Source organism: Leptothoe sp. EHU-05/26/07-4 (genome assembly GCF_043421015.1).
Taxonomy (GTDB): domain Bacteria; phylum Cyanobacteriota; class Cyanobacteriia; order Phormidesmidales; family Phormidesmidaceae; genus Leptothoe; species Leptothoe turfae.
Genome location: NZ_JAXSQV010000004.1, coordinates 882,536 through 906,588, shown reverse-complemented (window position 1 = coordinate 906,588; position 24,053 = coordinate 882,536). Strand labels below are relative to the sequence as shown.

General features: G+C 47.0%; 16 protein-coding genes. 15 read left to right on the top strand and 1 reads right to left on the bottom strand.

Going from position 1 to position 24,053, the window contains the following annotated elements; all coding sequences use genetic code 11:
- Positions 1 to 213 precede the first annotated feature (213 nt).
- The 13 genes from htpG (at position 214) to U2F10_RS16850 (ending at position 20,274) form a co-directional block, all read left to right on the top strand.
- Positions 214 to 2,190 carry a molecular chaperone HtpG gene (htpG, locus tag U2F10_RS16910; RefSeq protein WP_499872818.1) on the top strand — a complete coding sequence of 659 codons (1,977 nt, stop codon included), beginning with the start codon at positions 214 to 216 and terminating at the stop codon, positions 2,188 to 2,190.
- 841 nt (positions 2,191 to 3,031) lie between these two features.
- The gene (rpmB, locus tag U2F10_RS16905; RefSeq protein ID WP_006515318.1) at positions 3,032 to 3,268 is read left to right on the top strand and encodes a 50S ribosomal protein L28; all 237 of its coding nucleotides are present in this window, start codon (positions 3,032 to 3,034) and stop codon (positions 3,266 to 3,268) included.
- 496 nt (positions 3,269 to 3,764) lie between these two features.
- Complete coding sequence (hpsA, locus tag U2F10_RS16900) at positions 3,765 to 8,285, top strand: hormogonium polysaccharide biosynthesis protein HpsA (protein ID WP_499872817.1); 4,521 nt, start codon at positions 3,765 to 3,767, stop codon at positions 8,283 to 8,285.
- A 56-nt stretch (positions 8,286 to 8,341) separates the two neighbouring features.
- Positions 8,342 to 9,019: a prepilin-type N-terminal cleavage/methylation domain-containing protein gene (locus tag U2F10_RS16895; protein WP_499872815.1), complete on the top strand. Its 678-nt coding sequence runs from the start codon at positions 8,342 to 8,344 to the stop codon at positions 9,017 to 9,019.
- Positions 9,020 to 9,043: 24 nt separating this feature from the next.
- Entirely contained in the window at positions 9,044 to 10,087 is a 1,044-nt protein-coding gene (locus tag U2F10_RS16890) for a PulJ/GspJ family protein (protein ID WP_163698439.1), read from the top strand.
- 21 nt (positions 10,088 to 10,108) lie between these two features.
- Positions 10,109 to 10,630, top strand: coding sequence for a pilus assembly FimT family protein (locus U2F10_RS16885; RefSeq protein ID WP_163698441.1), 522 nt, complete (start codon positions 10,109 to 10,111; stop codon positions 10,628 to 10,630).
- A gap of 222 nt (positions 10,631 to 10,852) precedes the next feature.
- A complete protein-coding gene (hpsA, locus tag U2F10_RS16880) occupies positions 10,853 to 15,679 on the top strand; it encodes a hormogonium polysaccharide biosynthesis protein HpsA (protein WP_499872813.1) in 4,827 nt (1,608 codons plus the stop codon).
- 46 nt (positions 15,680 to 15,725) lie between these two features.
- Positions 15,726 to 16,400, top strand: a complete 675-nt coding sequence (locus U2F10_RS16875) for a prepilin-type N-terminal cleavage/methylation domain-containing protein (RefSeq protein ID WP_250565083.1) — start codon at positions 15,726 to 15,728, stop codon at positions 16,398 to 16,400.
- A gap of 23 nt (positions 16,401 to 16,423) precedes the next feature.
- On the top strand, positions 16,424 to 17,461 hold the full coding sequence (locus U2F10_RS16870) for a prepilin-type N-terminal cleavage/methylation domain-containing protein (RefSeq protein ID WP_499872811.1): 1,038 nt from the start codon (positions 16,424 to 16,426) through the stop codon (positions 17,459 to 17,461).
- A 21-nt stretch (positions 17,462 to 17,482) separates the two neighbouring features.
- Positions 17,483 to 18,016, top strand: a complete 534-nt coding sequence (locus tag U2F10_RS16865; protein ID WP_499872809.1) for a pilus assembly FimT family protein — start codon at positions 17,483 to 17,485, stop codon at positions 18,014 to 18,016.
- Between the two features lie 127 nt (positions 18,017 to 18,143).
- Positions 18,144 to 18,689 carry a pilus assembly FimT family protein gene (locus U2F10_RS16860; RefSeq protein ID WP_163698445.1) on the top strand — a complete coding sequence of 182 codons (546 nt, stop codon included), beginning with the start codon at positions 18,144 to 18,146 and terminating at the stop codon, positions 18,687 to 18,689.
- A 53-nt stretch (positions 18,690 to 18,742) separates the two neighbouring features.
- Positions 18,743 to 19,387, top strand: a complete 645-nt coding sequence (locus U2F10_RS16855) for an HAD family hydrolase (RefSeq protein WP_499872807.1) — start codon at positions 18,743 to 18,745, stop codon at positions 19,385 to 19,387.
- Positions 19,388 to 19,458: 71 nt separating this feature from the next.
- On the top strand, positions 19,459 to 20,274 hold the full coding sequence (locus U2F10_RS16850) for a sulfite exporter TauE/SafE family protein (protein ID WP_163698448.1): 816 nt from the start codon (positions 19,459 to 19,461) through the stop codon (positions 20,272 to 20,274).
- 77 nt (positions 20,275 to 20,351) lie between these two features.
- Here the strand turns inward: U2F10_RS16850 and U2F10_RS16845 are convergent, their stop codons facing one another.
- Entirely contained in the window at positions 20,352 to 21,605 is a 1,254-nt protein-coding gene (locus U2F10_RS16845) for a tRNA nucleotidyltransferase/poly(A) polymerase-related protein (RefSeq protein ID WP_499872805.1), read from the bottom strand.
- A 337-nt stretch (positions 21,606 to 21,942) separates the two neighbouring features.
- Between U2F10_RS16845 and U2F10_RS16840 the strand changes: the two genes are divergently transcribed.
- Positions 21,943 to 22,224 (top strand): Ycf34 family protein, encoded by a 282-nt coding sequence (locus tag U2F10_RS16840; protein ID WP_163667823.1) that lies wholly within the window; start codon positions 21,943 to 21,945, stop codon positions 22,222 to 22,224.
- Between the two features lie 39 nt (positions 22,225 to 22,263).
- A complete protein-coding gene (locus U2F10_RS16835; RefSeq protein WP_499872803.1) occupies positions 22,264 to 24,039 on the top strand; it encodes a WD40 domain-containing protein in 1,776 nt (591 codons plus the stop codon).
- Positions 24,040 to 24,053: the final 14 nt, after the last annotated feature.

Here is a 24,053-nt window from a genome sequence, read left to right as displayed (position 1 = left end):
ACAATTGGGTTCTAACTTACGATGTATCAGTATATGGTGCGGCATGCTTTATGCACGTTTCATACAAATCCGATAAAAATGGACAATCCTGTCGGGGCACTCCCTTGTGGATGCCCTTCGATAACGGGCGCTATCAGTCAGGATTTCGTATAAATTAGTGTATAAAGCCAACACCGTTAGCAAGTCTTAATGAGTCAGAGTAAATCGTAAGTCATGGCAGTTGTTCAAGAAACGGGAAACATCAGTATCCATACTGAAAATATTTTTCCCATCATCAAAAAGTGGCTCTATTCCGACCATGAAATCTTTCTGCGGGAGTTAATTTCCAACGCGGTAGATGCCATCAGTAAGCTAAATATGGTGTCCCGAAGCTCCGACTTCACTGGCGAAGTCGGCGAGCCGGAAATTACCATCGCTATCGATAAGGATGCCAAAACGCTCAGTGTTAGTGATAATGGCATCGGCATGACCGCTGATGAGGTTAAGAAATACATTAACCAGGTGGCCTTCTCCAGTGCCGAAGAATTTGTATCTAAGTATAAGGACAATACTGACCAGCAAATTATTGGTCACTTTGGCCTAGGGTTCTATTCATCATTTATGGTGTCCGACCGAGTCGAAATCGACACCTTGTCTTATCAAGCAGAAGCCACTGCTGTCCATTGGTCCTGTGATGGCACTACCTCCTTTGAACTGACTGATTCAGAACGAACTGACCGAGGCACCACCATCACCCTACATTTGATGGAGGAAGAGGCTGAATACCTGGAGACGACTCGCATCCAGCAGCTGATCAAAACCTACTGCGACTTTATGCCTGTTCCCATCAAATTAGATGGGGAATCTGCCAATAAACAAAATGCTCCCTGGAAGCAATCCCCCGGTAACCTCACCGATGAGGATTATCTAGAGCTCTATCGCTATCTCTATCCGTTCCAAGAGGAGCCGCTGCTTTGGGTCCACTTAAATACGGACTATCCCTTTGTCGTTAACGGCATTCTTTACTTTCCAAAGCTCCGCCCCGACGTCGACGTTACCAAAGGACAAATTAAGCTTTTCTGCAATCAAGTCTTTGTCAGCGATAACTGCGAGGAAATCATTCCTCAGTTTCTACTGCCCCTGCGCGGTGTCGTCGATAGTACTGACATTCCCCTAAACGTCTCCCGCAGCTTTTTGCAGAATGATCGCACCGTCCGTCGCATCGCTGACTACATTGCCAAAAAAGTAGGTGATCGTCTCAAAGAGCTATACCGCACTGATAAAGCAAAATACATTGAGTGCTGGCAAGATTTGGGCACCTTTGTTAAGTTTGGCTCCCTCAATAACGACAAGTTCAAGCAGCAGATCGCCGATTTTATAATTTTCCGCACCACGGCAAACCTCGTCAGCGATCAGCCGAAAGTTGAAGTGCAAACGGCAGAAGACGATGCCTGGCAGTCGACAGATGAGGAAAGCGCAGCCATTGATGCCAAGGGTAATCCCTACACCACTCTCAAAGAATATTTAGAGCGGAATAAGGAGAAGCATGAAAACCGAGTCTTCTATACAACGGACGAAGTATCCCAGGCCACCTATATCGATCTGCACAAGCGTCAGGGACTGGAAGTCCTTTATCTAGACTCCTTTATCGACACTCACTTTGTACCGTTTCTAGAACGGGAGTATTCTGATGTCAAGTTCTCCCGTGTAGACTCTGACCTGGATGACACCCTCATCGACGAATCAGCGGGTAGTGACATTGTCGACCCAACCACTAATAAAACTAAGGGTGAGCGGGTGAAGGAGCTATTTGAAAAAGCCCTCGATCAGCCCAAGGTTACGATTCGAACCGATGCCCTTAAGTCTGACGATGTCCAGGGTGCACCACCTGCCATTGTGCTACTTCCCGAAGAAATGCGCCGCATGCAGGAAATGATGGCGATGATGCAGCAGCAAACAGCTCAGTTTCCTGAGGAACATACCTTGCTGGTGAATACGGCTCATCCACTGATCCAGAATCTGCTAGACATGAGTCAGGGCGCAATTGTACAAGCTGACGGTGGCGAGTCTCCCACAGCGGCCATGGCTAATATGATTTGTCAACATGTCTATGATCTGGCTCTAATGGCGCAGAAAGGATTTGATGCCGATGGCATGAAGTCGTTTGTGGAACGCTCCAATAGCCTGCTAACAGGTTTAACCAAATCATAGGCAATGGCCGTTTTCTTGAAGACCTAATAGGTGTTTCTTAGAAAAGGCTATACCGGTTGCAGGCTCCCCCTTTTGACCTATCGTGTACACACAAGTCCTGGAAACTAGCGTTTGCGCTTGTCTAACCCCCTCTAACTCCCCCTTGGTAAGGGCTACCGTGTATACATAAGTCGGAGAGTCGCTCCAAATCTCGAGCCCACTCTGCGAGAAGAGCAAAGCTCTACATCCCCCAACCCCTTACTCCCTAAGGGAGAAGGGGGGCCTGGCCTCAAAGTCCTTCGCCCCCAGGGAGTAAGTCGGAGAGTCGCTCCAAATCTCGAGCCCACTCTGCGAGAAGAGCAAAGCTCTACATCCCCCAACCCCTTACTCCCTAAGGGAGAAGGGGGGCCTGGCCTCAAAGTCCTTCGCCCCCAGGGAGAAGGATTTAGGATGAGGGCCAATTCAAGGTCAGGTCTACTTTTTGGGACATTATCTTCTAGATGTGTATACACCGTAGTTGGTAAGGGGGAGGACCGGAGTTTCCCCCCTTGGTAAGGGGGGATTAAGGGGGGTAATGCACGATTGTGAACTCCCTTTCGAGATGTGTGTACACCGTAGCCCTTTTGATGGAATAGTCCACCTTTTCCAAATTAGGAATACTGGGGTTTCCCAATCCTGGGGAAACAAGACTCAAAGCCCCCAGAATTGGGGGGTAGGGGACCTGCCCCCCCTGAAACCCCTTGGCCTGTTACTCAATCATGGAAATATCTTTTGATTAGAGAATCAGCCCTAAAATATGAGGGGGTTGCATTTAAGAGTGCAACCATGTAAGGATTAAGGACTGTATTCCAAGGACTGTACCATGAGCCGCAGATGTGATCTGACGAATAAAAAGGCTAATAACGCCTTTGCTGTTTCTCACTCTCACCGACGTACCAAGCGTCTACAACAGGCAAATCTTCAAGACAAGCGGGTTTGGTGGCCCACAGGCAAACGTTGGGTAAAGCTACGTTTATCCACTAAAGCGATTAAAACCCTTGAAAAGAAAGGGATTGAAGCAATGGCCCGTGAGGCAGGCATTGATTTGAGTAAGTATTAGAGACTGTGGCACTGGTTCAGGCATTAATTTATTGAGTTTGCAATTGCCTGAGTTGATACAACTTAATGCTGCTTACTTAGCTTTATCAAAAGCTTAAAGTTTTGGTATGTTCACGGATAGATCCCCTGGCTGCAAAGTCAGGGGATTTACTGTATGTATAGTCGATGATATTCAAATGCAGGATCTTGCAGAACCTTAGTTATGTCGAACTGATCGTGATGTAGAGATAGATATCTATGGATTGTTTTGATCACGATCTGATCGATTCGTCATAAGGAATGGGTAAAGTTCAAGTAAACTATTCAGGCTTTATACTGATTACCAGTTTGGTAATTAAAGGTTTAGGCTGGGTAAATCTACTATGGGACATGTAGATACCACGCAAGTTTTCGTTCCCTGAGAGTTCAATTGCTTTAAGTCTTAAATAGACTGCAAATCGATGGTCATGTTGGCACATGCCACATCTGATCTAACGCTTATTTTTTAGAAGTCAGCGATGTCTACCCCAAAACGCTCTCGAGTTTCTAATCTTCGTCGATCTTTGACTCACGTTAGGCAATTACCCAAGCATTTTATGGCTTGGCTGCTGCGCCTTATTTTTGCTGGCGCTCGCTTCAGTCGCACAAACCAGGCTGGGTTTATCTTGCCAACAACAGTGATGTTGCTTTTGGTGTTGACTCTAACCGTCGGCGGCCTCAGCTTTCGTTCGTTTAGTCGACTAAACCAAACCATTGCCTATCGTGAGCAGCAGAGCATCGATAATTTTGCTGTTCCAGCAGTGGATAGGGCTAAGGCAAAGATTGAGTTCTTATTTACAAAAGATAAGGCCATCATCGATAAGCGACCGCCATCAAGTACTGATTTGGTCAATGCGCTCTTAGCTAAGTCAGGTACTTGGGGAGATGCAGATCATTCAGAGCAGGATCCCTACACCTTACCTGATGAAACTCAGCTAGATATTAATGGTGATGGCAACCCCGACCCTGCATGGAGTTTTCCATCTGACGACGGCAGTCTCATTGTGTACTCGCTTTTGACCTCTCATCAAGGAACAGATTCAGGTGGTAATGACATAACCTTAAGCTCTAATGAAACAGAGGAAAAAGCGAATGCCCTGGTTACGCGCAACGGTCCTATAAATACACAACGATCAGCAGAAGGTTGCCCTGTAAGCATCCTGTCAGGTGATGGTTGGCAAGATGCTGGCAGTAATCTACAGAAAAACTTCCAAATTGATGTTTTAACGATCACTAATCCTAACAGTCCTAATCGGACGGTTCATTCTGCCGAATATCAACAGGTCCGCAGTACTCCGAAAGGTAATAAGTATGGTGCCTGGTTCCGCTACGACATGGAAATATTTCCAGGTGAAGTTTTCCGTTGGAATGGGGCAATGCACTCGGAATCTAACATCATTACTAGCCAAGGACTGGAGGCATACTTAGTAAGTTCTCCAGAATCCTGTGTTTTCAGCACTGATGCATCGGAAATTACTCTTAGCCTAAGTGGATATGATACTAACGGAGATGGAAATGACGATACGTTCTTCCAGGGCCACCTAGTTTCAGGGGCTTCCAGGGATGACAGCTTTGGGGGAGGTACAGATTTCCACGATGAAAACAATGGGAATCCAGCTAACCCAGGTATTGATAGACTAAGAATTAATACTGACTCAGTAAATGAGGGTGCAGCATTCTTAACAGACGTCGCTGTGGATCCAGTTTTGATTCTTACAGAAGACGTAACTGCTAATTTGGATCCTGGCGACTGGGCTCCTGAAGCTGGTAAAGATGCCATAGCAGATATTGCGAATGATAGGCTTTTAACCAACAGCGCTCGGGTTCGTGTATTCCCCGATGCGACTCGTCCTTTTGTAGATGATGGGTTTCGTGCGGATAATCGCTATGGTCCAAAGCCACGTTATGACGCTTTAAATAGTTTGACTCAAGCTAATAGTGAAACCAATAATGTTTCCCACGTGATTGGTGACGTTATTAATGACAATCCACTGTTAGCCAGTGATAATCCAGCCGAACAGGAATATGGCTTAGATGGCTACTGGGAACGTCGCTCAGTTGCCCAGGGTTTACGAGTTATTGTTGGACAACGACTAGAGCTGGGTAACAGATTGGGTTGGGAAGCTGATGATCCACTCTATCCACCAACAACAGTTCAGGCCATAACCGATAAAGGTGCTGCTCAGGCTAAACAGCAGAAGTCATTGCGCGATAATTTGGCAGCTGTACAGGGCATGGTTGCTTACCACTACACCCAGGACGATGGGGAACTGCCATATATATGTATGGCTTCAACTGTCCATCCAGGGACTGAACAAACCCTCGCAAATAGTCGAACCTTTGGCACCTATCCACAGACGGCTGCTAATCGCATCGACTTTCTGACCGGTAATGGTACTAACGGTTGGGAGTTTGATTTCCAAGGCAGGTATGCAACCTCTGCTGCTTTTAGCGCTGCTGTGATGCCGGATCAACCCTTAGGTAGAGCACTACGCAATCTAGCGCATTTTGCTGGTGATCCCCAGGGAGGAGCACCTTCTTTTCCTCCAGTTCAAGGGATTCAGGGTGATGCTGTAGGGCCTATTCTGGATCCTGATGATGATTTTGTTCATCCCTATCCTTATTTATCTATGTGGGGTGATTTTTCAATCTTGCGCAGAATTCTGTTTGAGCACAACTACTTAAACGGTATTGAGACTGATTTAGTTGATACGTTGGCCAAATATGATGCTTTGAGTCCTGCTGATAAATCGACTCTACATTCCGCAGCTTGTACTCTGGGGATGCTGGCTGACAACATAGAGAAGCTTAAAGCTGAATATAATCTGCTTCAAGCTGATCCTGTAGTTGCTGCAATTGAGGCCGCGTTACCAACGCCTTTGGGAAGCCCGAAGCAAGCAAAGGAATGGCTCAATAATGAATTGGCAATGAGACTCTCCGCCGATGATTTAGAAAAAGCTAAACTCATAGCTCTGTACCGACAAGTTATACGCGATAGAACCTACGGTTTTGCCACAGGGGTTGCTCCTACTGACTGTGCAACAGACTTTCCAGGGAGCCCAAAGTTGGTTGGTGCTTTTTGTTCATCGTCTCAAAATCCAGCTTATCCATCTCTGTATTATTTGTTTCCGGTTCTTGATCATAACCAGAATGGTTCATTAGTTGCAGGTGTGCCTGGTGGTCCTCTTGGCAGTGTTGCTGCAACTCAAACAGATGAATACAATACTGAAGGGCTAGCTGCCGACAGATACATCTTTGATGACGTAACCCCAGGAAACATAAGAGTAAATAGTGAAGTTGTCTATGCAGTAATTGACCCCGCTAATGCATTAGATCCTACTGATTTAAGTAACCTTGCACTTGCTCCTGCAAATACCGTTGCTGATTTTCAACAACCAACAGAAAATATTGCAGCCCCTGAAGCAGATATCCGTGACGAGTTACAAAGAAGCACCATTAATGTCGGTGGCACTACCTTTAACGTTGATGGAAACCTCCATCAGCTAACCTTTTTAGACAAGGCGATGATGGATGGACGTGAGCTTTTAAGCACCCGTGTACTCAACTTAGACATTGAGAAGCTCACCCAAATTACTGCTGATGCAAGTTCATTCTTCATGGATGGCCCTGACCAGGTAGCCTGGCTCCCTGAAGTTGATGGTATTTTTTATGCGGCCCGAGAAGATGCTGTACGTGAAGATAGTATTGTTCGTCCCCGCCGGGCTGATTGGGCAACCTGCGGAGACTTTGCAAATCTTGTGGATAACGGGCAAAACTGTCCAATGGTTGTTGCCAACCCGGCTGATGCAAGTCAGAGAGGAACCTCTGACCCACCATTGGCCGACAACTTAATTAGTCCGAAGCCAGTTGATATGTACGCCGATCCAGATCGACGCCCCAACGGTTTTCGATTAATCAATGGCTCAATTATCTATCGCTCAGCAGATGACAAGGCAGCTGGTGTTACCTTTGTTACCGACAATACGGCCTATATTTATGGTGATTTCAACTTACACCAGGACGCTGCTGGCAATATCCTGGAAGAGTTCCAAACAAAGCTGGGTATAGATTTTGCAACAGGATTAGGTAATCCTTTTAATGATTTTTATGGCCGCACAAACCTGGATGCAGACTTTGCTCGGGGTGGTCAAGATCTTTGGAGGCCATCTGAAATTTTTGCTGATGCCGTCGGCATTTTGTCCAGCGAGTTCCGTGATGGTTGGGTTGAGGATGCCTATATTTACGAGACTGACGGTGCTGAAGGTACTGCAGCTGTTAGCTCCGCATATTTAAATTCGGATCGGCCTCGTAAGGGTACAAACGCTAGGCAAGCTGACGATTGGCAACGTGAAGATTTAGCAGCTACACAAGGTGATACTGATGTTACACTCCCTATCTGGTTTGACCGCAATGGGAGAGTTTTTAAAGCGCAAGATGAGGCTGATCTAGGTTCTCCGTACACCGAGTTTCCTACTACCTTTGGTGGTGCTAATGCTAATCAAATCGGATTAAACGAAAAGCTTGAGCGTCAGAGAAACCTCATAACGGCTGCAGACAATACCCGAGTGAATGCACTGCTAGTGTCAGGTATTGTGCCTCTGCGGTCAGGCCAAAACTATGGTGGGTTACACAACTTCCCACGACTGCTTGAATATTGGCCCGGTAAAAACTTGTTTATTTCAGGGGGCTTTTTCCAGTTGAACTTTAGTACCCAGGCAACGGCTCCATTTGACCAAGATGCCTGGGAACCAGGGGCAAATCCTAATGGTGCTCAGGTGGACAATGGCTTTTACGGTGCCGCCACCCGTATTTGGGGATATGATGTCGCCTTCCAATACACCAGTGTTGCCCCCATTGCCCGTCGATTTATTACATTTGGTCGCCCCAGAAGTGAGTTCTATCGAGAGCTACCGCTCAATGATGAGTACATCGCTAACCTTTGTACAGCAAGGAATAATGCGGGTGATCTCGAACTCGGTGCTGATGTTGGTTGCCAATAGGGAGTGAGCGAAAAATGTTTATGAAGAGTAGGCAACTAAAAAAGATGGCTAGGACAATGTCACAACCATCTACTCAGACCAATGACAGCGGGCTGACGCTGATTGAGGGGTTGGTAGCAATTGTGATTATCGCCATTACCACTACTGTCATGACGCCAATGGTAATTCTGGCAGTCGGAGCCAGAGTTCAGAGTCAGCGAACAGAGCAGGCCTTTCAAATAGCTCAAGCAGAAGTCGATCGCATCAAGGTAATTGTTGAGCGGGGCGGGGCTTACACCCTAAACATTGCACCAACGCCAGCTACTGTTGTTAGTACAGCTGATTTTGAGACACAAGTACCAGGCTCAGATCCTCCTGAATACATAATGCCGCCGCCTGCCACCATTGCGGATGATTACTCCACGACATCTGACTCTGCTCGGGGCATTGACTTTGATAACGATGGCAACGATGATTATGCCGTTCAAATCTTTAGAACTGCAGGGGTTGAAAGAAGCGGTCGACCAGTTGCCTTTGACCTGGGGGTTAGGGTCTATAGAGCTAATGCTTTAGCACCTGGCGCTAATTTAGGGGTAGAACAAGCTCGTCTTTCTGTAAGCAACAGTGAAGGGCAAGCAGGGAGTCGTCCCCTTGCCAATATCTATACAAGCATTATCAGAAGTGATGGTGAAGAATCACTTTGTGACTACTACGAATTTATTGATAATACTGCTTCAGTACCAGCTGATTGTTAACTGCATCATCCCTTGAGAGCATCCATGGCTGATTATCGTTCTAAAACTTTGTTGTATCGATGGCTATTGCAGCGTCGACAATATAAGGCTTCTGGTTTCACATTAACAGAAGTGCTAATTTCAATCGCCATCGCTGGCGTCATTGTGTCTGGTTTGTTATTTCTAGTGGTTGAACTGTTACAGATAGACCGCCGAGAAATTGCCTTGGAAAGGGTCCAGCGAGATATGCAGCGGGCGATGGACTACATTGCTGATGACTTAAAGGAAGCTGTTTATGTTTACGACAGCAGCAGTTTACCGGATATTGTTGCCGATATTCAGGAGTTAAGTGATGAAGAAGGCCCTGGTGTTACTGGTAGTGGTGATGCCGTCCCCTTAATTGCCTTCTGGCGCACGGTCCCTATCGAAGATGATGTCTTGCCCGATACTTGCACAGGCAGTCGTAGGGAGATTGAAATCTGTCGAGTTGCGAAAACACGTCGAGCTAGTTATTCACTGGTTGTCTACTATCAAAAGCATAGAGATGATGGCGCAGCGAATTATCCCTGGCAAGGTGAAAGCGTTCTCAGACGTTATGAGCTTCCACAATACAACCCAGGCACACTGAACGTAACAACTGGCTATATAGAGCCCATTGATCTAAACAATGGGGAAACTATTTTTGAAGAATGGACCGATATAGTAACGACTGCTATCTCTGGGGGTGAAAGTGCAGTACTAGTCGACTTTGTAGAAGAAGCTAATATAGATGGCGCTGGTGCTATTGACTGTCGAGCGTTAATTGCAGACTTTAACAGCCCTTTGACTGGAGAGGTAGACATCGCAGCCGATGAGTACAACTATGTGCTTACTCCTACAGATGCAACTGAGCAAACCGGATTTTTTGCCTGCGTACGAGCACCTGAGCCAGCGGGTGAAAATTTCAGAGCAACTCAGGATGTTTATCTTTTTCTCAGAGGTGATACCAGGTCTGCGAGTCGCTTTCTAGGACCTGCAAGTGACAACAGCATTCGCCCTGCACTGCAAACCCAGGTAAAGCTGCGTGGTGTCATTGACAAAGACGGATAAATAGCAACCAAAACACTCATCATGAAGCGATTTAGATTACCCAATTCTGCTAATGCAACAGCTGGTTTTACTTTAATTGAGCTGTTTGTAGTGATCATTATGGTTGGAATTTTGGCCGCCATTGCTGCACCGGGGTGGCTGGGTTATATGAATCGTCAACGAGTTAGTCGTGCCCGTAGTGATTTAGCTCAAATCATTCAAAATGCCCAAACCGAAGCACAGCAGAGAAACTCAACAAGAGTTATCAGATTTGCAGAAGATACTGGAATACCTGGTGCTCCAACAGTGCAAGTCAATTCTACAGTTGGTGTAACAACGGGTAGAGATCGTTCTGTCGGTGGAGAACAAAACGACAGCATACAATTAACAACTAGCGACCAAGAGTTTGTGTTTAACTACCGTGGTGAAGCAGAGGGTGCGCCGTATATTGTTTCTGTAACGTCTGAGTTCAGTAATAATCCAAGATGCATCATAGTACCAACATTATTAGGTGGGACTGTTCAAGCAGAAGGTGATGAATGCGATGCCGCTCTTTATGAGTAGAAACAGAATACGATAAACAGAATAATGGCTGTAAAAGCAGGCAGATTTGTTAATGTACCCTGTCAGTCATAAAACGTTTCAACTCTCTCAATATCTCAGTACATCCTGGGAACCCTTAGCCCTGAAATGTTGTAGTTGTCTAAACAGATCAGTGTATCCTGGGAACCATCTTTGAACTCAAGGTCGTTAGTCTAAAGTATCCTGCCTCATAGAAGGATACATATGAAACGCTTTCGGGTTCCTGTCCCTAATCGTCATTCACTAAATCATTATATTGGTCGAATACCTAAGCAGTTTATGGCTTGGGTGCTAAGGCTGGCTTTTATGGGTGCTCGCTTCAGTCGCACTCGACAGGCTGGCTTTGTATTACCAACAACCGTGATGCTGCTTCTAGTACTCACCTTAACTGTTGGGGGATTAAGTTTCCGCTCATTCAATCGGGCTGCTCAGACAATCGCATATCGTGAGCAACAACAGATTGACAACTTTGCTGCGCCCGCCGTTGACAGGGCTAAGGCTAAAATTGAGTACTTATTTACAAAAGATCCAGAAGTCATTAACAAGAGACCACCCTCTAGCAGTGACTTAATCAATTCACTTTTAAAGTATTCAAGGCCATTGGCAGACGGAGGTTACGGCCAAATCTGGGGGGCTGCAAATCAAGCCAATGACGATCCATACACATTGCCAGATGAAACCCAGTTAGACATCAACGACGATGGTAATCCTGACCCTGCGTGGAGCTTTGAATCCCGTGATGGCAATACCATTGTTTATTCAATCCTCACCTCTCACGAAGCAAGAGATTCAGATGGTGACATTATTCAAGACTCAGATGGTAATGAACTGACCCTAACCTCTAATCAGGTAGACGAAAAAGCAGATAACCTGGTTACGCGCAACGGTCCTATTAATACACAACAGTCGGTTGATGGTTGCCCTGTAAGTACCCTGGCCGGTGATGGCTGGCAAGATGCTGGCGGTACTCTACAAAAAGTCTTTCAAATTGACGTTCTAAACATTGCTAACCCCAACAATATTAATCGAACGGTTAGCTCCGCAGAATATCAGCAAGTACGCACTATTCCAAAGGGGAATGTATATGGTGCCTGGTTCCGTTACGACATGGAAATATTCCCAGGTGGAGATTTTCGCTGGAATGGAGCCATGCACTCAGAGTCAAACATCATTGCATTTGAGAATCTAGAGGCCTATCTAGTCAGTTCTCCAGAGTCCTGTGTTTTCAGTACCGATGCATCGGAAATTAGTCTCAGTGTGAGTGGCTACGATACCGATGGCGATGGCACTGATGATCAATTTTTCCAAGGGCATTTGATTTCAGGTGCATCAAGGGATGACGATTTTGGGGGAAATACAGAATTTCACAAAGAGAATAATGCTACCCCCACTAACCCTGGCAAAAATAATCTGAAAGATGATACCGATTCAGTTGATGAAACTGGTGGAACTGATGTCACAGATGTTGCTGTAGACCCAGTTTTAATTCTTACAGAAGACATTACTGTTAATTTGGATGATACATCGTGGGATCCTGAGGCTGCCAAAGATGCGTTATCTCCAAATCCTTTAGAGCCCAATGATCAAGTTCAACTGTTAAGTAATAGCAGTCGGGTACGCGTCTTTCCCGATGCGGCTCGTCCATTTGTAGATGATGGGTTTCGAGCAGACAATCGCTATGGGCCAAAGCCCCGTTACGACTCTGAAAATAGCTTGACTCAAGCTAATGGTGTATATCTCTCTACACCTCACCAAATTGGTGATGAAATTAATGACAACTCAGTGTTAGCTAGTGATAATGCGGCTGAGCAAGAGTACGGTCTAGATGGGTATTGGGAACGACGCTCTATTTCTCAGGGTTTACGTGTTGTTGTTGGTCAACGGTTAGAGCTAGGTAATCAGTTTGGATGGGAAGCTGATGATCCACTTTATCCACCCACAACAGTTCAGAATCTAACTCGTAGTGGAGGTGACATAGAAAAGACACCTGCTCAAGCTAAGCAACAAAAGTCTCTGCGGGATAACTTAGCAGCTGTGCAGGGCATGGTGGTTTACCACTATACCGAAGACAATGGAAACTTACCCTATATTTGTTCAGCGTCTACAGTGCATCCAGGTACTTTGGATACTTTAATAAATAGCCGTACCTTTACCAAATACCCAGAAACAGATGATTGGAAAATTGATTTCCTAACAGGAACAGGAACTAACGGCTGGGAGTTTAATTTTAGTAGTTTTGATAGTAATAGTAACGGCGACATCACCGATGAATTTGCCGATGACAAACCCATGGGCAAGGCGCTCCGTAATCTAGCGTATTTTGCCGGGGACCCTCAGGGTGGTGCGCCATCGTTTCCACCAGTTCAAGGAGAAGCCGGTCAGGCTGACGAATTTGTTCATCCCTATCCCTATCTATCCATGTGGGGAGACTTCTCAGTGCTCCGACGTATTTTTGACGACTACACGGTCAACACTGATGCCCAATACGATGATTTGAGCCCAGCAGATAAGTCTACCCTTCATTCTGCGGCTTGTACGCTAGGGATGTTGGCGTATAACTTAAAGAGTTTACAGCTTGAGTTTGATAACATTCCAGCCAATGGAAGTGCTGGTTTAAATGCTCTTGGGGTGCAGCTGGCCAAACTAATGGATGGAAATGTTGCCAATGGTGAGATTGGTGAAGATACAACAACTAACCTTTGTACAACTTCCTTAGGTAGTACAGGTTGTCCACCCAGTCCCTACGATCCAAGCTATTACACTCAATTTACAAAAGAGGAATGGCTCAACGCCCTTGAAAATGATGGTGCTCTGGGTGCAAACCTTGATACAGCCATAGCCCGAGCTGAAGTAATTGGCAGACTACAACAGGTTTTACGAGACCGCACAATGGGCTTTATCCCTGCGGGAACATCCCGTGGGATTGCTGGCTCAGGGACAGGGTATAACCCAGCTACAGGTACCTATACCTATCAAGGGTCTGGCGGAACTTTTGCTGGTGAAATCTTTGGTGCCGGTTGTGACCCAACTGGCTTTGCCACCACTGGTGGTAACTCTGAAGACGCCCAACTTGGTTTAACAATGGCCTTTTGTTCCATTTCTGAAGGGCCAAAGTATCCAAGCTTGCATTATCTTTTCCCAGTCACGGACCACGATTATCTTGACTTAAATAACTCAACTTATCGTCAACCCTACAGGGATAATTTCTATCCCACTGCCGTAACCACAACTGCCGAAGAACTTTTGAATGAAGGAAGCACCGCGTCTCCCTTTGTTGTCGAGGTTGATGAGAAAGGTACCACAGGGAGCCTTGCAAATGCGGCTGACGATGAAATTATTGGTGGTGTAAATGATGATGACAGCATACTCTTTACAACAGTTGGGCCAGATACTATTGCCCTAGCACCCAGGACCAGTCTTGCCAATTTCAGACAGCCAATCAGTGCGGGTACTGGCCTCAGCACCCGCGATGACCTGCAAACAAATGCAATTGATGCAGACGGTACCATCACAGAACTTGCATTTCTTGACAAAGCCATGATGGATGGACGCGAGTTGTTAAATATTCGCGTGCTTGATTTAGATATCGATAAACTGACGGATATTACTGCGGACGCTCGTTCATACTTTACCGTTGGCACCGAGCAAATTGCCTGGATTCCAGAAGACGATGGTATTTTCTATGCCGCCAGGGAAGATACTGTGAGAGAAGACAATATCGTTCGCCCTCGCCAGGCAGATTGGGCTACCTGTAAAGATTTTGCAAATCTACAGGATAACGGACAAAACTGTCCAATGGATGTTGTGCCAAATGGCCCTAATCAACAAGGAACCTACGATCCACCGTTGGCAGACAACTTAATTAGTCCAAAGCCGGTTGATATGTATGCTGATCCTGATCGACGCCCCTACGGGTTCCGGTTAATTAATGGTGCGATTATCCATCGTTCAGGGGACGACAAGGCTGCAGGGGTTACCTTTGTCACCGATAATCCAGCTTATATCTATGGTAATTTCAATCTCCACCAAGATACTTCTGGCAATATTCTCGAAGAATTTGAAGAACAGCTAGGCACAGACTTTGCCACCGGAGCAGGCAACCCCTTTAACGATTTCTATGGACGTAGCACCCTGGACCAGGACTTTGCACAGGGCGGCCAAGACCTATGGAGGCCTGCCGAAATTTTTGCTGATGCAGTCAGCATTCTCTCCAGTGAGTTCCGCGATGGTTACGTTGAAGATGCCTATATTTATGAAACTGACGGTAGTACAACTACCATAGGGGCTAATAGTGCTCAATCCTCATATCTAAATTCGGATCGACCGCTTAGGGAGGATGATGCTACATGGGAGCCACGCCACTGGCAGCGTGAAGATTTAGCAGACCAACAGGGTGATAGCAATGTTTCGCTGCCAATCCGATTTAATCGGAACGGCATTGCAGCTAAAGCACAGACTGAAGGGGACTTAAGTTCTGCATACACCGAATTCCCCACTACGTTTAATGGTGGCCGTGCAAACCATATCCAGTTTTCAGATGAGGCTGAACGTCAGGAGAATCTGATTCCAGCAGCTGATAATACCCGCGTTAATGCACTGTTAGTTTCGGGTATTGTACCGCTGCGAGCAGGCCAAAACTATGGTGGGTTACACAACTTCCCACGGCTGCTTGAGTATTGGCCTGGTAAAAACTTGTTTATTTCAGGGGGCTTTTTCCAGTTGAACTTTAGTACCCAGGCAACGGCTCCATTTGACCAGGACTCTTGGGAACCAGGTACTACACCTATTTCTACTGGTGGTAACAATGTGTACAACGGCTTCTACGGTGCCGCCACCCGTATTTGGGGTTACGATGTCGGTTTCCAGTACACCAGTGTTGCTCCCATTGCCCGTCGTTTCGTTGCCTTAGGTCGACCCAGAAGTGAGTTTTATCGGGAGCTGCCTCTACAGGATGAGTATATCGCTAACCTCTGTACAGCAGAAGATTCGACCGGTGCCCTTGTACTCGGTGCTGATGTTGGTTGCCAATAGGGAGTAATCGAAAATGTTTTTGAAAAATAGGCAACTAAAAAAGCTAATGAGTACTAAGTCGCAAGTACCTGTTAAGGCCGATGACAGTGGTCTGACGCTGATTGAGGGGTTGGTGGCAATTGTGATTATCGCCATCGCTACGGCAGTCATGACGCCAATGGTCATCCTGGCTGTTGGGACCAGAGTTCAAAGTCAACGGGCAGAGCAAGCCTTTCAAATAGCCCAGGCAGAAGTAGACCGGATAAAGCTGATTGTTAGTCAGGGTGGGAACTACACCTTAAATATTGCGCCAACACCAACGGGTGTAAATAGCGTAGCTGACTTTGATGTTGTTCCGGTCCCTGCGCCAAATGTTATTAACGACAACACATACTCAACAACAACTGACGCGGCTCGGGCCATTGATGTGGATAACGATGGCAACGCCGATTACGCTGTTCAGGTTTTCAAAACTGACGGAATTACAAGCGGGACAATCCCCGTCGCGTTTGATCTAGGGGTTAGGGTTTATCGCGCTGACATCATAGGAAGTTTAGATCCCACAGATGTGGAACAGGCCAGCCTGATTATGACCAGCGGTGAAGGGCAATCAGGTAATGCCCCCCTCTCCACTATCTACACTAGCCTCATCAGAAGTGATGATGAAGAATCACTGTGTGACTACTACGAATTCATCAACAGTGTTCAAGGAACAACTGTTTCTACGCCTTCTGAATGTTAACTGCACTATTCTTTGAAAGCTCCATGGCTAATTACCATTCTAAAAGTTGGTTGTATCGATGGCTGTTGCAGCAACGAAAATATCGAACTTCTGGGTTCACCTTAATGGAAGTTCTTATCTCAATGATCATTGCTGGCATCATTATATCTGGCTTGTTGTTTTTAGTGGTTGAACTGTTACAAATAGACCGTCGAGAAATTGCACTGGAACGGGTTCAACGGGATATGCAGCGTGCCATAGACTATATCGCTGATGATTTAGAAGAAGCTGTCTACGTCTATAACGATGTTCGCATGCAGGAGATTGTTGACGATATCCAGATTTTAAGTGACCAGATGGGCACTGGTGTGGAGGGTAGTGGTGATGCGGTTCCCTTACTTGCCTTTTGGCGCACAGTGCCTCTAGATGATGATGTGTTGCCTGATACTTGTACAGGCAATGACGATGAGATGGAAATCTGTCGAGTTGCGAGAACACGTCGAGCGAGTTATTCCCTGATTGTTTACTATCAACAGCATCGGGATGATACTGATGCAGACTATGTTTGGAAGGGTCCCAGCGTCCTCAGACGTTACGAGCTGCCCCAGTATGCCAACTTAGCCACTTTCACTGAAACCCCTGGTTACGCGGACCCTATTACGGACCAGGCTACTGATTTTGAAAACTGGGAGCCGAGTACAACGCCTGATGCTGTTGGCGGCAATAGCGTCGCGTTAGTAGATTTTGTGGAACAAGCGGATCCAGGGGGGACTGCTGTTGACTGTCGTAATTTAGTCTTTGGTCTCAATAGCCGTTTAACTGGAGAAAACGATAACACTAATGATGTATATGACTATGTCGTGACTCCTGAAAATGCGACCGATGCAGCTGGTTTTTTTGCTTGTATACGACAACCTAACCTGGCTGACGGAGATTTTAGGACAACCCAGGATGTCTATCTTTTTCTCAGGGGTGATGTTGAATCGGAAAATCGCTTTTTAGGGCCAGCAAGTGACGGCAGCCGTTTCCCTGTACTACAAACTCAGGTCAAGCTGCGCGGTGTCATCAATAAAGATGGATAATTAGCGATAAGGACACTAATCATGAAGCGATTTAAGCCACAAAAATCTATCTCTTCAACAGCTGGTTTCTCAATACTTGAGCTATTGGTGGTTATCATTATGGTAGGCATTTTGGCCGCCATTGTTGCGCCTGGCTGGCTGGGTTATATGAATCGTCAACGTGTGAGTCGTGCCCGTAGCGATTTAGCCCAAATCATTCAAACTGCTCAATCTGATGCACAACAAAAAAACTCCACTAGAGTCATCAGATTCTCTGGGGCTGCGGGTGTATCAGCTGCTCCTACAGTACAAGTAAACTCTACAACTGGTGAAACAACTGGTAGAGAACAGTCTGTTGGTGGAGAACAAAATGGCAGTATTCGGTTAACGGCGAATGTTCAAGAGTTTGTTTTTAATTATAAAGGGGAAGTTGAACCCGTTAATCCAACAGATTTACCCTATATTGTGTCTGTCACCTCGGAACTGAGTGAGACACCGAAATGTATCATTGTGCCGACTATACTTGGCGGCATTGTGCAAGCGAATGGTAACGATTGTGATGCTTCTCTTTACTAAGGACAACTCTCACAAAATATGAGAGTTTAAGGCTTGAGCATTTGATATTAGTCGAGCTTGTTGACAGCCAATTTAGGGCTATTTCTGGGAATTTTAAAAGTGTTGCAAGTTTCCGCTTAGCTATACTATGAGTAAATTCCACAGACTTCAATATTCTGTTGCTAGGGACTCTGGCTTTACACTTTTAGAAACAATTATAGTTCTCGTCGTTGTTGGTATTTTAAGTGCTCTAGTATTACCAACATGGAATGGATCGCAAGAACGATGGCGGGTTTCTGAAGCTCAAAGTAACGCCTATAGTGCAATTCGCAAAACTCAAGCGATGGCAATGCATCAGCACGTAACCTGGCAATTTAGTATTCGTGAATCACTCGCGGGCGAGGTGGAATGGGCCATGCACCCGCTGTCAGGTGTACCTGTTGACTGGACATCTTTGGGTGATAAAGCTCTGGATCTTGACCTGGCAGATACCACCTTGCATAAGCGCGATGGAGCGTACTATATACGCTTTGACTATAAGGGACGGTTAGCTTCACAGACACGGACGCTTACGTTCACCAGCAGCAGGGCACCATCCATAAAAAGCTGTATAGTAATGTCCACCCTATTGGGTGCTATCCGCCAATCCCATGAGCAACCAAAACCTAACGCCAGAGGACGATATTGTTATTAAACGGTATTGTTATTAAGTAGAGTAATTGTGTTTGCTTGCTTGGAGGGAGATTAATGGCTCCATACTCTCATGCTCAGATTGAAAGCATAGTTTTTGATCTGGGTGGGGTAATTGTCAATTTGGATTATGGTCTCACTATTCAAGCATTTAGTGAGTTGGCTGGTTATGACGTCACTCAGCAGTATAGTCAACAGAGCCAAGCAGACATTTTTTCCAAGTTTGAGGTTGGCAGTATTACACCAGCTGAGTTTAGACGCAGTCTGATGCAGTTGCTACAGTTTAAAGCTGACGATGAGGCAATTAATCAGGCGTGGAGTGCACTGATTCTTGATTTTCCGCCAAAGCGGGTGGAGTTAATACGTCAGCTCGGCCAACAGAAGCGGATATTTTTATTGTCCAATATTAATGAACTACATTTAGCGACGAGCGATCGCAAATTCGCCGAAGCCATGGGCAACGACATTGGCACCCTAGCCGATCAGTTTGAGCGGGTCTATTATTCGCATCTGGTGGGCGATCGCAAACCAAATACCAGCATTTTTCAACGGGTCATCGATGAAAACAACCTTGACCCCGCAAAAACACTTTTCCTCGACGATACAGCCCACAATTTAGTCGGAGCACAGCAGATTGGCTTGCAAACCGTACACATTACCCAGGAGCGCCCTATCGAAAGCCTGAATTTGTTGGATTTATAGCGATTTCAAACAATTTGGCCCTAGGAGAACGTATAGAATAGTAATCTATTCCCTTGATGTTGCATTCTCCTATGGTAAGCCTCGCTGATTTTGCCCTGTTTGCCCTGTTAGGTCTTGGCGCTGGGACTCTCGCTGGCATGTTGGGCATTGGTGGTGGCATGGTCATTGTGCCTGGCCTGTTCTATTTGTTTTCACTGATGGACTTGCCTAGCTACAGCCTGATGCATCTCGCTGCAGGCAGTGCCATGTGCATCATGATTTTTACCTCAGCAGCATCAACGTTTTCCCACCATATGCGCGGGGACGTCCATTGGGATATTTTTGGTCGGATCATCGCTGCCATTGGAGTGGGTGTCTTAATTGGTAATCTACTCTCTAATCATTTAGACACCCATTGGCTAGAAATTATTTTTGGGTCATTTCTCTTATTGGTGTCCGTCAAAATCTTGCTTAACTGGAAACCTGCCTTTGAAGAAACCAGCTCCCCACCCCTTGTACTGATCGCCACAGTTGGAACTTTAATTGGCTTTAAATCAGGCATCCTAGGCATTGGCGGAGGCGCAATCAGTGTACCTTTTCTCCTCTATTGTGGTCTTCCCATGAGCAAGGCTAGCGGTACCTCCGCCTCATTTACCTTGCCAATTGCCATCGTCGGTACCCTGTCATTTCTACTATTCTCTCAAGGATATACAGATATCTCCTGGGCAACGGGTTACATATACTGGCCAGCCGTAGCCTTAGTGGCTCCGTTCACCATGCTCGGAGCCCCCATTGGCACGCAGCTATCCCACATTATTTCCCCGCAGCAGCTACGGCGAATCTTTGGCTGGTTGCTGGTGGTCATTGGCCTACGTATGTTTGGTGGTGGTATTCAATTTTTGGCCTAGGAATAATACCTATAACAAACGACTGTTGAGGCAGCCTCTCCTTTGGAGATGTGCATTCAGCAGTTTGCTATACTGCCCTACTCAACCAACCAATCTTTTGCCCAAATCAACGCTTCATCCGCATTGGTCAATTCTCCACTGGCTTGGGCCTGTTCAATGGCACTGAGCAATTGTCCGATCTGAGGGCCTGATTTTAGATTTAACCCACGCATCAGATCCTTACCGCTGAGTAGTGGTATGGGGTGGGCAACCGGATCATCAGGTGTCTGATAGCGTTCTACCATCACCCCAACAGCGGTGGCCGGTATACCCATGGAAAGGGCGACTAACGAGACAGCGGGCAAGCTGGTGCCAGCGAACTTAAACAAAAAGAATTGGTCTGCTTTGGATAAACAACCATTTTGCTCAGCCATACGGTCCAAATAGGGCTGCACCTGGAGCACTCTAAAGATGGCCTGCCCCTCACTGCGGCTGTACTTTAAACGCATCAACCAACGGTGAGCTGCCTCTTCATCCAGCGGCAGTAACCGAGATAGGCGAGCGGCCTTAATCCAGCTACGATAGTGCCCTGCGGGAACTGTATCTTTCCAGCCATGGAGCAGCTGTAGGTAACCTGGTAGGTTGGGCAAGTTGACTAACGCACTATCTAAATTAGCCAGTTGCTGGGCATGGCCAGCATTGAGATGGGGTAGCCAGGCATCAAATAGGCCATCTTGCCAAGCCATTTTGAAACAAGCTGACCCGTTAGGCTGACTTAATAGGGCATCTAGCTCATGGCGAATACGCTCGGGGGCAATTTTTTGTAGCAGCGGTGCCAGCTCACGAATAGAGGCGCGAGTATCACTGTCAATGGTAAATCCTAACTGAGCTGCTTGACGATACGCTCGTAACAGTCGCAATGGATCTTCAGCCAAGTTTTCACGACTGACCATCCGCAATGTTTGCTGTCGCAGGTCAGCAATGCCATTGAGGGGATCGATGAGTCGATCACTGGGAGGATGATACGCGATCGCATTAATAGTAAAGTCGCGTCGCTGCAGATCCGTTTCTAGGGTGGGGCCTACCTGTTGGGCAAAGTCGATGGTCGCCTGGTCGAAGACAGCACGGGCAATTTGATTATCGGCATCGAGCACCACAAAGCCAGCCCGATAGCGTCTAGCAATGGCACTCGCGATCGCAACTGCTCCATCTGGTAAGACAAAATCTAAGTCTAAATATTCTGCCTGGCGCTCTAGCAAAGCATCCCGAACACTTCCCCCAACAACACAGGCCGTTTCCGGCAGCAGGCGGCTATCAAAGGGCCAAGTTTTAGGAATTAAGGCAGACGCCATAGACGACACAAACTTCAACGATGCAGCTCCAAACGTAGTGCGGCTTACAATTTTCCTATATTGCGTCGCCCGTAAACACGTATTTCGCAACCTAATTTTAGGCTTCTGCTAGGTTTTCGCTAAAACTTAGGGGCAACCGCACATTTTGAAACAAATTCCCCTGGCTATATTTTAGCTGCGTTAAAGTGGTGGCAAAGTGCATATATTCTGCAGGAATGCCCTCACTGGGTACGCCCCATCATCTGCCAAGTGCCAGCAGCAGCAACTTTTATTATTTATTCCCTACCCTGCTTTCACTCTCAACCATTCAGCCCCTTAAGCACACCTTTTCCATTCCATGTGTATTTGCATCAACTGCCACTATGTTGACCGCTGTATCACTTACCATGCGGTTGAAACGAACCATCGGCAGCCCCACTTAACAGATTCTCCAGATTTTGACCCCCAAAATCCGACAATTAACGCCAACATTAGCCCGCCCATTGTCAGCGTAGAAGGCGATCGGATTGTGCAGTCTGGCGACTTTGGCTTTGAATACGATGTGGTCGGCTGCGACAGTTTTCAACAGGATATGGGCAAATGGGCAAGATTGCGTCCCGGTGAAGCTATCCCCACATAATATGCCCATGGGTAACGAAGTGGGCACCGTCCATACACCATGGTGAGTCAAAGGACAGTTAACGGAAAACACCGTTATGAAATCATCCAAAGCTTTGGCAGAGGGCAAAGTGGCCAAACCGATCTCGCCCATGTTGTAGCACCTGAATCCAATCCGACCGCTCAACGGCTCCTCGTTGTCATCAAACAAATTTATCGCCCCCAGGAACCGCTCGATACCTTAACGAAGCGGATGCAAGCTGTGGGCCAACATCCTCAGCTACCGGCACTCGTCGATAGTTGGCAGACATCGGCAGGGCAGTTTCTAGCTTTTGAGTACATTGATGCCCCAGCCATCACCCAAGCAGAGCCTCCGCCTTGGCCAGCAAAAAAGGTGGAAGTTTGGTTGTTATCCCTTTTGGCAGTCTTAGAATATCTGCACAGTTTCCGCTTTATCCACGGTGACATCCGCCCAGACAACATTCGTCAAGGTCAGCAGCCGATGCTCATTGACCTGCGTATCACCAAACGTCTGGACAGACAGCAAACGCCCCTCAACGTCACTGGTGGCGACGCGGCCTATGCGGCCCCCGAACAAGCCCTTGGTCAGTTAGTCTGCGCTAGCGATTTGTACAGCCTGGGATTGGTAGCCATTCATTTACTGACCGGATTAAACCCATTTGATCTTTATTCAGTCGCTGACAATCGCTGGATTTGGCCCGATTTAGTCGCAACACCGATACCCAAGAATCTCAGCACCGTTCTCCATAAATTGTTGGCACGGTCCCTTGAAACTCGCTATGCCACTGCCAGTCAAGCGATTAGCGACCTAAAAAAATCTTCTGCCGTCTCCCTATTGGATAAAGCCCGTTCTCTACTATTGCCAATAGATACCTGGTCCCAGCCTCCACAAGCAAGCAAAGCCCCCGCATCCTCTAAATCTCTAACGGCCCTGTCCTCTCCACAACTCCAGTGGCAATTTCTATACCAATTTTCAACCGGCATCACCACGGCCTTAGCAATTCAAGGCAATATCCTGGCTATGGGCACTAGCTCTGGCAGTCTGCTCATTTGTGATTTACCTAGCGGTGAGGAGGTTTATACCTTAAAGGGTCGACGCCATCGAGATCGCATCACTGCCTTAACCTTCCATCCTCAGCAGCGCATCCTGTTCAGCGCCAGTAGTGATGGCACCGTCAAACTGTGGGATTTGAACCGTGGTGAGCTTGTGCAAACATTGCAACAACCCGGTTGGCAACCAACAGACCTGGCCGTCGCACCACCGTATCTCATCATCAGCGATGGCACAGGTTATATCGATCTGTGGGATTTGGCGAAGCTCTCACCCTGCCATCGGTTTAATCAACATCAGGATTGGGTTAGCGTGATCGCAACCAATGGCAAACAATTAGCCAGCATTAGTCGCGATCGCACCCTGCGGCTATGGTCTTTACCCGAACAGCGTCTGCTGGAAACCATACCCATGGGCCCAAGCCGAGCCCTCGCCCTTCACCCCAGCGGGCAGCATGTGATTGTTGGCAATGACCAAGGGCAGGTAAATGTCTGGCATGTAGCTAACCTCGCTAAACCCGATCGACTATGCAGTGCCGATGATGGGATTACGGCCCTAGCCCTGAGCCCCGATGCCCGATTGCTGGCAGTTGGTACCGATGGCAATGCTTTACGCATCTATCAGGGCACTAACGGGCAGTGTGTTTCTGAATTAGCGCAGGGATGGGGAGTGGTTGCGATCTCGTTTGACGGCAACACCCTTGTCAGCAGCAGCCAGGACGAAACCGTCACCGTATGGCAACGGAGCAACCACTCCGTGACATGATCCGTGACATGATC